The sequence below is a fragment of the Paraburkholderia bannensis NBRC 103871 genome (assembly GCF_000685015.1).
GTDB classification, from domain to species: Bacteria; Pseudomonadota; Gammaproteobacteria; order Burkholderiales; family Burkholderiaceae; genus Paraburkholderia; species Paraburkholderia bannensis.
Genome location: NZ_BAYA01000004.1, coordinates 280,711 through 294,009 on the forward strand (window position 1 = coordinate 280,711; position 13,299 = coordinate 294,009).

Genomic DNA, 13,299 nt, shown 5'->3' on the forward strand with positions numbered 1-13,299 from the left:
CGACAAGGAATCACGATGAGCACCATGACTCCCGCCGAGATCGTCTCGGAACTCGACAAGCACATCATCGGCCAGGCGAAGGCCAAGAAAGCCGTGGCCGTCGCGCTGCGCAACCGCTGGCGCCGTCAGCAGGTCGCCGAGCCGCTGCGCCAGGAAATCACGCCGAAGAACATTCTCATGATCGGGCCGACGGGCGTCGGCAAGACCGAAATCGCGCGCCGTCTGGCCAAGCTCGCCGACGCGCCGTTCATCAAGATCGAAGCGACCAAGTTCACCGAAGTGGGCTACGTGGGCCGTGACGTCGACAGCATCGTGCGCGACCTCATCGAAATTTCGGTGAAGCAGACGCGCGAAACGGAAATGCGCAAGGTGCGCAGCAAGGCCACCGACCAGGCCGAAGACCGCATCCTCGACATCCTGCTGCCGAGCGCACGTCCGGTGGGCTTCAATGCCGCCTCGGAAACCGCACCGGCCGACGGCGACAACGCCACGCGCCAGACCTTCCGCAAGCGCCTGCGCGAAGGCCAGCTCGACGACAAGGAAATCGAGCTCGACGTTGAAATGCCGCAGTCGGGCATGGACATCATGGGGCCGCCGGGCATGGAAGACATGACCGAGCAGATCCGTTCGATGTTCGCCAATCTGGGCGGCGGCAAGAAGACGCGCCGCAAGGTGAAGGTCAAGGAAGCGCTCAAGCTCCTCACGGACGAAGAAGCATCGAAGATGCTCAACGACGAAGAGGTCAAGCAGAAGGCCGTGCAGAACGTCGAGCAGAACGGCATTGTGTTCCTCGACGAAATCGACAAGATCGCTTCGCGCAACAACGAAGGCGCGGGTGGCGGCGAAGTCTCGCGTCAAGGCGTGCAGCGCGACCTGCTGCCGCTCGTTGAGGGCACCACCATCAACACGAAGTACGGGATGATCAAGACCGATCACATCCTGTTCATCGCGAGCGGTGCGTTCCATCTGGCCAAGCCGAGTGATTTGATCCCCGAACTGCAAGGCCGTTTCCCGATCCGCGTCGAACTCGAATCGCTGTCCGTGAAGGACTTCGAAGCGATTCTGGTCGCCACCGATGCGAGCCTCGTGAAGCAGTATCAGGCCCTGCTCGCGACCGAAGACGTGCAGCTCGATTTCGCCGAGGACGGGATTCGCCGCCTCGCGGAAATCGCATTCTCGGTCAACGAGAAGACCGAGAACATCGGTGCGCGCCGTCTCTACACGGTCATCGAAAAGCTGCTCGAAGACGTGTCGTTCGCCGCGGGCAATCACGCGGGCCAGAGCGTGACCGTCGATGCAGCTTATGTCGACAAGGCGCTCGGCGAAGTCTCGCAGGACGAGGATCTGTCGCGCTACGTGCTGTAAGTACGCGCTGCGGCTCTTGCTGCAGATCTCGCTGTGCAAACAAAAAGCCCTGCATTTGCAGGGCTTTTTTCATTGTGGCGCCGGTTCGAACGCGCTTACTGCTTGACCGGACGCTTCGCGAGCTTGCGCTGCAACGTGCGCCGATGCATGTTGAGCGCGCGCGCCGTGGCGGAGATATTGCCGCCGTGCTCGGACAGCACGCGCTGGATATGCTCCCATTCGAGACGCGCAACCGACAGCGGCGCGGGGTGCTCGATGGCGGCTTCGGCCTGCAGCGTGCTCGCGTCGCCTTGCAGCGAGGTGAGGATCATTTCGACGTTGGCAGGCTTGGCAAGGTAGTTGTCCGCGCCGTCCTTGACCGCTTGCACAGCAGTCGCGATGCTCGCGTAGCCGGTAAGCACGAGCATGCGTGCGTCGGGTTGCAGATCGCGCAGCGGCGCGATCAGCGTAAGGCCTGAGTCGTTGCCCAGATGCAGGTCGACCGTGATCTGCCCGAACTTCTGCTGGTTCGCGAAGCGGATCGCTTCGTCGGCGTTGTGCGCCTGCTGCACCTGGTAACCGCGCCGCGTCAGACCGCGCGCGAGGATGTCGGAGAAGACTTCGTCGTCGTCGATCACCAGAAAATTCATATCGCTCATGCCACTTTCTCCGTGTTGCACCGATGTTCCGTTACGATCAGGCCGCTACGCCGCGCCGGTCTTGCCGCGCCTGCGTCGTGTCGACCGCTTGCCTGATCCCGTGTTCTAAAGCGCCGCTGCCGCGCCGTTGCGCGAACCAGCGGCCGGGTTCGCCTCGCCCACCTGCCCTTCGGTCACCGGCACGCGCAACACCGCGCGCGTGCCGCGTGTCTTGCGCGAGCGGCTCACGCTGCCTTCGAGGCTCGCCGTACCTTTCGCGCCTTGCGCCGGGGCATCGGCGAGATCGATCGATCCGCCCAGACGCGCCGCCGACGAGAACGCCAGGTACAGCCCCACGCCATGACCGCCCTGCGTACTGTCCACAGGCGCCGCGCCCAGCGATGCGCGCAACGACGGCGGAATGCCCGGCCCCGCGTCGCAAACTTCGAAATCGATATACCCTGGCAGCGGCGTGGCGCGCAGCGTCACAAAGTCGCGGCTCGCGCGCGCGGCGTTATCGAGCAGGATGGTGAGGATCTGCCCGACGGCCACCGTATCGTCGAGGCTCAGGTGCTCGGGCGCATTGCCAAGCAGTTCGAAATTGACGTGCGGGTGGCGCAGGCGCCACTGCTCGACGAACGGCCCGAGCCATTCGCCCACCACCTGCCGGCTGCCCGTGGACGACGCGCGGCTGCGCAGGCGCGCAAGCGCAGACGTGCAAAGCGTGATCTGCTTGTCGAGCAATTCGAGGTCGGCGGAATACGGCGCGAGGCCCTTGTCGCTGCGGGCGATGTCGCGCAGTTCCTCGGTAAGCATGGCGATGCTGGACAGCGGCGTGCCGATCTCATGCGCGACCGTGGCCGCCTGCACGCCGAGCGCCACGGCGCGTTCGTCGCGCAACAGGCGCTGCTGCGCGTCGGCGAGCGCGCTCTCGCGCTCGCGCAGTGCGCGCGACATACGCGCCACGAACCACACGATCAGCGCCACGCTCACCATGAAGTTCACCCACATGCCCGCGCGGTAGTAGTCGAACAGGTTGGCGGGATTGTCGAGATTGAGCGGGACGTTGTCGAAGCCCAGCAACACATAGCAAACTACCGCGAAGCACGCGAGCCACGCCGTGAGATACCACGGCAGCACGGCGGCCGCGATGGCGAGCGACGGCAGATAGAGCGAAACGAATGGATTGGTCGTGCCGCCCGAGAGGAACAGCAACGCGGAGAGCGCGCCCAGATCGACCCATAGTTGACCGAACAGTTCGAGATCGGATTCGGGGCGATCCTGCGTGACGCGCAACCACGTGACGCCGTTGAACGCCACTTCGAGGGCGATCACGAACAACATGGCGGGCAGCGGCAATTGCACGCCGAAGAAGAATTGCACGAACGCAATCGTGCACAGCTGGCCAATGATGGCGAGGCTGCGCAGCCAGAACACATGGCTTAGATTGACGCGGGCACTGACAGTTATGCGATGCATGGTGTCAGTTTACCTGTTCGGACTTGTCTTATTCATTGTCTCGAAAAGCTCTGTTCCAATATCTGACATACGCCGACAGCACAACTGGCGACCATTTCTGACAAGGCTGGCAGCAGATGACTTCCGTTAAGCCACTTACGGGCAATAAGTCCGATCCCGCGCAGAAGACGCGCGCGCTCTTTCTCGATTTCGTCGATGCTGCCTGCGGCGATATGTCGTCGCTGAATGCCGTGGCGAACGCCACGCGCACCACGCTGAGCGAACTCGACGACGACGCGCTGATGATCACCGCCGCGCGCGCCGGCCAGCCTGAGTACGCACAGGAAGCCGTCCGGCTTTGCGCCGCCGTCGCGCGGCTCTCGCCGCAACGCGTCGCCGCGTGGTTTGCGACAGGCCTCGCGCTGCAACTGGCGAATCGCCACGCCGACGCCGTAGCACCTTACCGCCACGCGCTCGCAATCGATCGAACGTTTCCAAATCTGCGCAACAATCTTGCGACAGCCTTGATGTACGTCAAATCAAACGACGATGAAGTCGCAGCGCTGCTTGCGGAATGCGTCGAGGCCGATCCCGACGACGCTAACGCATGGATCAATCTAGGCCGCCTGCGCGCCACAGAAACCGATATCACACGCCCAATCGAAGCCTCCAGGCGAGCCGTCGCACTCGCGCCGCATAGTTCGCTCGCCCTGAACAACTACGCGATGGCCTGCAAGGAAGCCCAGCAGTGGGACGAAGCCGAGCGCGCGGCCTCCGCCGCCTGCCAGTATGCCCCTAACGACGCCTCGGTACGCGTGAACCTGTCGATGACGCGGCTCGTACGCGGCAACTTCGCGCAAGGCTGGGCCGATCATGAGTTGCGCTGGCAAGGGTCGAGCGAACTTGCGGCGGGCCGCCCCGTGTTTCCCAGGCCCGAATGGCGCGGCGAGCCGCTCGCGGGCCGCACGCTGCTGGTCTGGGGCGAACAGGGCATGGGCGACCTGCTGCAATTCAGCCGCTATATTCCGATGCTCGCAGAACGCGTGCACCGCGAAGGCGGCAAGCTCGTGTGGAATTCGTTTCCGCAGATGGGCGCGCTGCTCGCGCGCAGCATGCACGGCCACTACGATCTGTACACGGCCGGCGGCCCGGTCGAGGCGCTGCCGCCCTTCGACTGCGAGATTTCGCTGGTGAGCCTGCCCTGCCTCTTCGGCACCGCTGAGGACACCATTCCCGGCCCGGTGCGCTACCTGAGCTCCGATCCGGCGGCCGCCGCGCACTGGCGCGAGCGTCTGTCCGGTGAAACGCGCCTCAAGGTCGGGCTGACCTGGACGGGCAGCCTCACGCACAAGCGCAATCCGTTCCGGCGCGTCGGACTCGAACGGCTGGCGCAGCATTTCGGCGGCATCGACAACGTGGCGTTCTACTCGCTGCAACCGGGAGCCCAGGCCGATATCGACGCCGCGCGCAACGCAGGTTTCGAGGTGATCGACACCACCAGCGAGTGGAAAAACTTCGACGACACCGCCGCCTTTATCGATGCGCTCGACCTGGTGATTTCGGTCTGCACGTCGGCAGCGCATCTGGCGGGCGCGCTCGGCCAGCGTTCGTGGGTGCTGCTCGACGTGAATCCGCACTGGGTCTGGCTGCTGGATCGCCGCGACAGCCCGTGGTATCCGAACACCACGCTGTATCGTCAGGAGCATTTCCGGCAGTGGGATCCGGTGCTCGAAGCAATGAGCGCCGATCTGGCGAAGCTCGCCGCCGCGCATCGGGCAAAGCAGGCTTGAGCCGCGCCCTGGCGGCGTGCGGGTCAATGACCGGCGCCGCCTCTGGATACGCCGCCAGCGGCAACGGCAGCGGCGAGGCATTCGGGGCACATGCAGCGCCCGCGCGGGTCGAGCTGCTTCGCGGGCACGGCGGGCAGCGCCTTGCACCAGCAGTCGAACGGCTCGGTATGGCGTCCACAGTCGAAAGCGTTGCCGCAGCGCGGGCAGCGCGCATGTCTGACGGCATGAGTGGATGAAGCGGGGGCGGTCATAGCGGCGCACTCCCTGGAAAACCAGCTTCGGCGATGTAGAAATGATGCCACAGCAGGCGACGAGCCTTGCCGTTAGAGATTAGAACGCACAAGTGCGCCTGTCGCGGAAATTTCACAACGATAGACGCATAATCACCGAAGAAGCCCGCCAATACCGCCACAGACGCCGCATCTGTCGCATCATCGCATCGCCACCGCTCCAACCTGGCGAAAACCCTGTTGCAGCGCGCCAGTTGTGTACAATTCGGCCTGTTTCGTCCGCGCTTTTGCTAGCGCGCCCTTTCGGGCGTTTTTCGCCCCCGTTTTCCAGTCCAGCCCGCCGCCATGTCCGAGCCCATCGACCTCTCGCAGATCGCGCCCACCCTGAAAGCCGAAATCCTGGCCGAAGCATTGCCGTATATCCGCCAGTACCACGGTAAGACCGTCGTCATCAAATACGGCGGCAACGCCATGACCGAAGAGCGTCTCAAGCAGGGCTTCGCGCGCGACGTGATCCTGCTCAAGCTCGTGGGCATCAACCCGGTCATCGTGCACGGCGGCGGCCCGCAGATCGACACGGCGCTCAAGAAGATCGGCAAGCAGGGCACCTTCATCCAGGGCATGCGCGTCACGGACGAAGAAACCATGGAAGTCGTCGAGTGGGTGCTCGGCGGCGAAGTGCAGCAGGACATCGTCACGCTGATCAACCATTTCGGCGGCCATGCGGTCGGCCTGACCGGCAAGGACGGCGGCCTGATCCACGCGCGCAAGCTGATGATGCCGGATCGCGACAACCCAGGTCAGTACATCGATATCGGCCAGGTGGGCGAAGTCGAAGCGATCAACCCGGCGGTCGTGAAGGCGCTCCAGGACGACGCGTTCATTCCGGTGATCTCGCCGATCGGCTTTGGCGAAGACGGCCTGTCGTACAACATCAACGCCGACCTCGTGGCGGGCAAGCTCGCGGTCGTGCTGAACGCCGAAAAGCTCGTCATGATGACGAACATCCCCGGCGTGATGGACAAGGAAGGCAACCTGCTGACGGATCTTTCCGCGCGCGAAATCGACGCCCTGTTCGAAGACGGCACGATCTCGGGCGGCATGCTGCCGAAGATCTCGTCGGCGCTCGACGCGGCCAAGAGCGGCGTGCGTTCGGTGCACATCATCGACGGCCGCATCGAGCACTCGGTGCTGCTGGAAATCCTGACCGAGCAGCCGTTCGGCACGATGATCCGCTCGCACTAAACTAAAGTGCATCCCTCCGGCGGCGCCCTCGCACCGCCGGACGTCGGTTCGTTCTCCCGGCACCCTGTCGTTATTCCCGTGGCGCTGCGCGTTCTTGCGCGGCGCACGCGCGTTCGGGCGGCTTCATGCCCGCGCCTTCATTCGCTAAACGCAGCTCGATGAACGCAGCACCATGAACCGCAGCACGAAATCCCCCAGCACGACCCCAGTCTCCCTGCCGCTGCGCCGCCGTCCGCATGCCGCACGCAGCGCGCGTGGCGCGTGCGCGGCCCACCGGCACACGCCCGTCTGGCTGTTCGATCTCGACAACACGCTGCACGGCGCATCGCGCGCGATCTTCCCCGCGATCAACCAGGGGATGACGCAGTACATCATGGATTCGCTGGGCGTCAGCCGCGACGTCGCCAACCAGTTGCGCACGGGCTACACGCAGCGCTACGGCGCGGCGCTGCTCGGTCTCACGCGCCATCATCCGATCGATCCGCACGACTTCCTCAAGGTCGTCCACACCTTCCCCGATCTGCCGAACATGGTTCACGCCGAGCGCGGTCTCGCGCGCACGCTCGCGGCGCTCCCGGGCCGCAAGATCGTGCTGACCAACGCGCCCGAGGCCTACGCGCGCGCCATGCTCGCGGAACTGGGCATCGAGCAGCTGTTCGAGCGCGTGGTCGCCATCGAGCACATGCAGACGCGCGGGCGCTGGCGCGCCAAGCCCGATCACGGCATGCTGCGCGCCGTGCTGCGCGAGGCGCGCGCGCCGCTCGCTGACGCTATCCTCGTCGAGGACACGCACGGCCATCTGAAGCGCTACCGGCGCCTGGGGATCCGCACGGTCTGGATCACGGGGCACCTGCCCGCGCACCTCGCGCGCTGCAGCCGGCCACACTATGTCGATCACCGCATTCGTTCGCTAAAATCGCTGCAACGCGGCCTGCAGCACATGCCGTTGCGGGGCCGGCCACGCGCCTGAACGCGCGCAACCAGACCCAGCCCGCAACGCGCGCCACGCCCGGCAGACCACGGGCGCAGCCGGCGACGCGAACGACCTTCACCCGCAACGCATTGGCGTGCGGGGCGACAATAAACGGCAAGACTCAAGCGGCACGGCGGCCCGTTCGAAGCGATGGCCCGCCAGCCGCACTCAGGGGCGACATTCATGCAGCCGAGCCATTCGTTGGAACCGCGTGACGCAGTCGTAGCAGCAGACACACCCGAGCCGCGCCGCAGCCGCCCGAAGCCCGGCGAGCGTCGCGTGCACATCCTCCAGACGCTCGCCTCGATGCTGGAAACGCCGCGCGGCGAGAAAATCACCACCGCCGCGCTCGCAGCGAAGATCGGCGTGTCCGAAGCGGCGCTGTACCGCCATTTCGCGAGCAAGGCCCAGATGTACGAGGGCCTCATCGACTTCATCGAGCAGACGCTGTTCGCGCTCATCAACCAGATCGTCGCGAAGGAGCCGGGCGGCATGCGCCAGGCGCGCGCGATCGCGCTCATGCTGATCCAGTTTTCCGCGAAGAACGCCGGCATGACCCGCGTGCTGACCTGCGAAGCGCTGGTGGGCGAGCACGAACGCCTCGCCGAGCGCGTCAACCAGATGCTCGACCGCATCGAGGCGTCGCTGCGCCAGTGCCTGCGCGTGGGTCTCGCCGAAGGCCGCGAAAGCGGCGCCGATGCGCCTGCGCCGGGCACTTACGACCCGGCCGTGCGCGCCAGCCTGGTGGTGCGCTACGTGATCGGCTGCTGGCATCGCTATGCACAAAGCGGCTTCACGCGCTCGCCTGCCGAACACGCCGAGGAGCAGATCCGCGTGATCCTGCTCTAACGCGGGCAGCAGGTTCGCCGGGGCGCGCCGGATCCCTTTGCATTTTTTCCGATATACTCTGCGTTCCTTTTGCAATACATTTGCAATCCCTACGCGCCGATTTGCTGACTCGATTGCGGGCGCGTGAACTCCCTGGACATGGGTCTGGCGGAGTTCGATATAAATGCGGCTAAAGAGGTCGTCAGCCGCGCCAACTCATTCGCACTCCGCGCTCGCCGACGCCGTTTAGCCGCCCGAAAAACACAGGCGGAACGAATGGAATCGATCGGCGTCGTCGCTCCTCAAACACTGCATTTCGACGAGCCCCTGCAACTGCAGAACGGCACGGCGCTAGCCGGGTACGACCTCGTGGTCGAGACCTACGGCACGCTCAATGCCGCGCGCAGCAACGCGGTGCTCGTCTGTCACGCGCTCAACGCGTCGCACCACGTCGCGGGCGTCTACGCGGACAACCCCAAGGACGTCGGCTGGTGGGACAACATGGTCGGGCCGGGCAAGCCGCTCGACACCAACCGCTTCTTCGTGATCGGCGTGAACAACCTGGGCTCGTGCTTCGGCTCGACCGGGCCCATGAGCATCGATCCCGCCACGGGCAAGCCGTGGGGCGCAAAGTTTCCGGTCGTGACCGTCGAAGACTGGGTGGACGCCCAGGCGCGCGTGGCCGACCGCTTCGGCATCGAGAAGTTTGCCGCGGTGATGGGCGGCAGCCTCGGCGGCATGCAGGCGCTGGCCTGGAGCCTGCGCTATCCGGATCGCCTCGCGCACTGCATCGTGGTCGCCTCCACGCCGAAGCTCTCGGCGCAGAACATCGCCTTCAACGAAGTCGCGCGCTCGTCGATTCTTTCCGACCCGGACTTCCACGGCGGCGATTACTACGCGCATAACGTGAAGCCCAGGCGCGGCCTGCGCGTCGCGCGCATGATCGGCCACATCACCTATCTGTCCGACGACGACATGGCCGAGAAATTCGGCCGTGCGCTGCGCCGCGCCGAGGGCGCCGAAAACGAATACAACTTCAACTTCGACGTGGAATTCGAAGTGGAGTCGTACCTGCGCTACCAGGGCGACAAGTTCGCGGACTACTTCGACGCCAACACGTACCTGCTCATCACGCGCGCGCTCGACTATTTCGATCCGGCGAAGAACTTCGACGGCGATCTCACGCGCGCGCTCGCCCACACCAAGGCGAAATACCTGGTGGCGAGCTTCGCGACCGACTGGCGTTTCGCGCCCGCGCGCTCGCGCGAACTGGTGAAGGCGCTGCTCGACCACAAGCGTCAGGTGACCTACGCGGAGATCGACGCACCGCACGGCCACGACGCCTTCCTGCTCGACGACGCGCGCTATCACAACGTCGTGCGCGCCTATTACGAACGTATTGCTGCTGAGGTGGGCGCATGAACCAGAGCGCATTCGACAGTCTTTCCGCCCGTCCCGACTTTCGCACCATCGCACGCTGGATCGAGCCGCGCTCGACCGTGCTCGACCTGGGTTGCGGCGACGGCGCGCTGCTCTCGCTGCTGGGCGAGGAGCTGGAGTGCTCGGGCTACGGCATCGAGATCAACGACGCGGGCGTGCTCGCCTCGACGAAGAACGGCATCAACGTGATCCAGCAGAACCTGGAAGACGGCCTGCGCCTGTTCGAGGACGGCAGCTTCGACTTCGCGATTCTTTCGCAGACGCTGCAGACCATTCACCAGACCGCGGCGATCCTGCGCGAGACGGCGCGCGTGGGCAAGGAATGCATCGTGTCGTTCCCGAATTTCGGCTACTGGCCGCATCGGCTTTCGGTGCTCAAGGGCCGCATGCCGGTGTCGAAATCGCTGCCCTACCAGTGGCACAACACGCCTAACGTGCGTGTGCTCACGGTCAAGGATTTCGAGGCGCTCGCGCCCGAAGTGGGCATCGAAATTCTCGACCGCGCCGTGCTGCATGGGGGCCAGACCGTTCGTTGGGGGGTGAACTGGCGTGGTAGTCTTGCGGTCTATCGCGTGAAGAAACGCTGACGCCGGGACCGGCGACGCGCGTTCTATACCGCCTCCTTTTAGATACACCGCGGTTACACCGCGCCGCCGCTGCCCGACGACATGCCGATACCGCCCCAAGAGGCCCCTGCCAAGGACGCTCAGGATACTCAGGACGCCCCGAGCTTTCCTGACGCTCACGACGCACACGACGTCAATGCACACGAGGATCACCCCGGCTGGCGCGCGTACCTGAACACGCACATGCTGATCTGCGTGTTCCTCGGTTTTACCTCCGGGCTGCCGCTGTTCACGCTCGTCTACCTCGTGCAGGCCTGGCTGCGCTCCGAAGGCGTCAACCTCAAGGAAATCGGCCTCTTCGCCCTGATTCAGTTTCCCTATACGTGGAAATTCGTCTGGGCGCCGCTGATGGATCGCTACGTGCCACGCCTGCCTGGCTGGAAGCCTGGCCGCCGGCGCGGCTGGATGCTGGTCACGCAGGTGCTCGTGGCCGCGGCGATTGCGGCGCTCGGCTTCGTATCGCCCAAAGAATCGATCTGGACGGTGGCCGCGCTCACGGCGCTGGTGGCCTTCTTCGGTGCGAGCCAGGACATTTCGATCGACGCCTACCGGCGCGAACTGCTCAAGGATACCGAGCAGGGCCTGGGCAACGCGGTTCATGTGAACGCATACAAGATCGCGGCGCTCGTGCCCGGGTCGCTCGCGCTGATTCTTTCCGATCATCTGCCGTGGAGCACCGTGTTCGTCGTCACGGCGGCGTTCATGATTCCCGGCATGCTCATGACGCTGGTGGTGCGCGAGCCCGAAGTGCACGGCGCGCCGCCCCGGAACCTGCGCGAAGCCATCGTGCAACCGTTCGCCGAATTCGTGAACCGCGACGGTCTCGCCGCTGCGCTGTTCGTGCTGGCATTCATCTTTCTGTACAAGCTCGGCGACACGATGGCGACGACGCTGTCGACATCGTTCTTCCTCGATATCGGCTATTCGCGCACCGAGATCGGCGTGATCGCCAAGATGACCGCGTTCGGCGCGAGTCTCGCGGGCGGCATTCTGGGCGGCATCGCACTGGTGAAGATCGGCATTGGGCGCGGCCTGTGGATTTTCGGCCTGCTGCAAATGGTGTCGACGCTCGGCTTTGCGTGGCTCGCGCAGCTCGGCCCCGATTCGCCGACGCTCGCGCTGATCTACGACGCGGTCGTATCGGTGAGTCACGGCGTCTCGCAGATCGCGGGCGTGTTTGGCGCGCACGCGCAACTTGCGCTCGATCCGCGCGCGGTCGCGCTCGCGCTCGTGTACGGCTTCGAGACCTTCGCGACCGGCCTCACGCTGGCCGCTTTCACGGCCTATATTGCCAGCACGACCGACCCTCGCTACACCGCGACGCAGTTCGCGCTGTTCACGAGTCTCGCCTCGGTGCCGCGCACGCTGGCGTCCGCCGCGAGCGGTTATGTGGTCGCGAAAATCGGCTGGTTCGACTACTTCATCGCCTGCACGCTACTCGCTCTACCGGGTATGCTCCTGCTCATTCGAATTGCCCCCTGGAGAATCCGGAAGTGACCCCGCCTCAGCATGCCGCCCATGTTTCCCTTTCGACGCGCCGCCGTCCGGGAGGGAGAAGCGCGCACGCTATGGGGCCACAACGCAAGCGCACGTCGACGGATCTCCGCACCGCCTTGTGTGCGCTGGCGTTGACGCTGACTGCCGGTTTCGCGCACGCGAGCGAAAACCCTGCCGCCAATTCAGCCAGCCCGGCCGCGTTGCCTTCAACCGTGCCGTCGGCCGCCTCGCTCTCCAGCGCCGCCGAAACGGCGGGCGCGGCCTCAGCGAACGTGTCGAACCTGCCGCAGCCGCAGCCTGGCAACGGCACGTCGCTCAACGCCAATCCGGCAAATCAGACCAACTCGACCAATGCGACCAATGCGCCGGGCGCGGCACAGAACGGCGGGCCGAACACGGGCCGCGTGGTGCGTTTCGGCAATATCGGCGTGTTCCGCAACCTGATTCCGTCGCCCACGCTCGAAGCCCAGGCTGCCGCCGAATACAACGAGATCGTGCGCGGCGCCGCGCATTCGAAGCTGCTCTATCCGGACAACGATCCGCACGTGCTGCGCGTGCGCCAGTTCGTCGACCGGCTCGCGCCGTATGCGCTCAAATGGAGCGATCGCGTCAAGAACTGGAAGTGGGAAGTGGCGGTGATCCGCTCGCCCGATATCCGCATGTACTGCCTGCCGGGCGGCAAGATCGTGGTGTACGGCGGCCTGCTCGACCGCGTGAAACTCAACGACAACGAACTCGGCATGCTGCTCGGCCACGAGATCGCGCATGCGGTGCGCGAGCACGTGCGCGAACGTCTGGGCGAACAGCAGGCCGCGCAGATCGAATCGGGCGTGGTGCCGCAGCTATTCGGTCTGGCCGATCTGGGCGTGTTCCCGCTCGGCATCGGCTCGCGTCTGGTGGAAATGCACTATGGCCGCGCCGATGAAACCGAAGCCGACGTGATCGGCAGCGATATCGCGGCCCGCGCGGGCTTCGATCCGCGCGCGGCGCTCACGCTGTGGGACAAGCTCGCGGTGGCGACGAAGTCCGACCGCGACCAGGGCTTCATCTACGTGCATCCGTACACGCCGGCGCGGCGCGCGGATATCGCCAAGCGTCTCGCGGACATGATGCCGCTCTACGCGAAGGCCGTCGGCAAGCCGCTGGGCGAGCTGCCCGACTATCAGGGCATCGCGGCGGTGCAGCGGCGCAAGGTGGTGGCGGCGCCCTGAGTCCGGGCGCGCGCCTGCT

11 protein-coding genes and 1 pseudogene are annotated in these 13,299 nt (G+C 65.2%); 9 read left to right on the top strand and 3 right to left on the bottom strand.

The features are described 5' to 3' along the window. Positions 1-15: 15 nt before the first annotated feature. Positions 16-1,365, top strand: coding sequence for an ATP-dependent protease ATPase subunit HslU (hslU, locus tag BBA01S_RS07335; protein WP_027815856.1), 1,350 nt, complete (start codon positions 16-18; stop codon positions 1,363-1,365). A 95-nt stretch (positions 1,366-1,460) separates the two neighbouring features. Here the strand turns inward: hslU and BBA01S_RS07340 are convergent, their stop codons facing one another. Continuing rightward, positions 1,461-2,003: a response regulator transcription factor gene (locus tag BBA01S_RS07340; RefSeq protein ID WP_027815857.1), complete on the bottom strand. Its 543-nt coding sequence runs from the start codon at positions 2,001-2,003 to the stop codon at positions 1,461-1,463. A 105-nt stretch (positions 2,004-2,108) separates the two neighbouring features. Further along, a complete protein-coding gene (locus BBA01S_RS07345; RefSeq protein ID WP_027815858.1) occupies positions 2,109-3,461 on the bottom strand; it encodes an ATP-binding protein in 1,353 nt (450 codons plus the stop codon). Between the two features lie 116 nt (positions 3,462-3,577). On the opposite strand from BBA01S_RS07345, the gene BBA01S_RS40440 reads away from it, so the two are divergent. Continuing rightward, positions 3,578-5,230, top strand: coding sequence for a hypothetical protein (locus BBA01S_RS40440; protein ID WP_042296309.1), 1,653 nt, complete (start codon positions 3,578-3,580; stop codon positions 5,228-5,230). 23 nt (positions 5,231-5,253) lie between these two features. Here BBA01S_RS40440 and BBA01S_RS45775 read toward each other — a convergent pair whose 3' ends face one another. Then, the gene (locus BBA01S_RS45775) at positions 5,254-5,481 is read right to left on the bottom strand and encodes a cysteine-rich CWC family protein (protein WP_084161934.1); all 228 of its coding nucleotides are present in this window, start codon (positions 5,479-5,481) and stop codon (positions 5,254-5,256) included. Between the two features lie 324 nt (positions 5,482-5,805). Between BBA01S_RS45775 and argB the strand changes: the two genes are divergently transcribed. The 7 genes and pseudogenes from argB (at position 5,806) to BBA01S_RS40455 (ending at position 13,280) form a co-directional block, all read left to right on the top strand. Continuing rightward, on the top strand, positions 5,806-6,705 hold the full coding sequence (gene argB / locus BBA01S_RS07360; protein ID WP_027815859.1) for an acetylglutamate kinase: 900 nt from the start codon (positions 5,806-5,808) through the stop codon (positions 6,703-6,705). A 179-nt stretch (positions 6,706-6,884) separates the two neighbouring features. Beyond that, positions 6,885-7,675: pseudogene (locus tag BBA01S_RS40445) on the top strand (pyrimidine 5'-nucleotidase); the annotation flags it as partial. A 186-nt stretch (positions 7,676-7,861) separates the two neighbouring features. Further along, entirely contained in the window at positions 7,862-8,527 is a 666-nt protein-coding gene (slmA, locus tag BBA01S_RS07370; RefSeq protein ID WP_027815860.1) for a nucleoid occlusion factor SlmA, read from the top strand. A gap of 255 nt (positions 8,528-8,782) precedes the next feature. Continuing rightward, positions 8,783-9,928 (top strand): homoserine O-succinyltransferase MetX, encoded by a 1,146-nt coding sequence (gene metX / locus BBA01S_RS07375; RefSeq protein ID WP_027815861.1) that lies wholly within the window; start codon positions 8,783-8,785, stop codon positions 9,926-9,928. Then, complete coding sequence (gene metW, locus BBA01S_RS07380) at positions 9,925-10,533, top strand: methionine biosynthesis protein MetW (RefSeq protein WP_027815862.1); 609 nt, start codon at positions 9,925-9,927, stop codon at positions 10,531-10,533. The genes metX and metW overlap by 4 nt, the downstream gene beginning before the upstream one ends. A gap of 81 nt (positions 10,534-10,614) precedes the next feature. Then, entirely contained in the window at positions 10,615-12,069 is a 1,455-nt protein-coding gene (locus tag BBA01S_RS40450; protein WP_084161937.1) for an AmpG family muropeptide MFS transporter, read from the top strand. Positions 12,070-12,140: 71 nt separating this feature from the next. Then, positions 12,141-13,280: a M48 family metallopeptidase gene (locus BBA01S_RS40455; RefSeq protein WP_084161940.1), complete on the top strand. Its 1,140-nt coding sequence runs from the start codon at positions 12,141-12,143 to the stop codon at positions 13,278-13,280. The last annotated feature ends 19 nt before the right edge of the window (positions 13,281-13,299 follow it).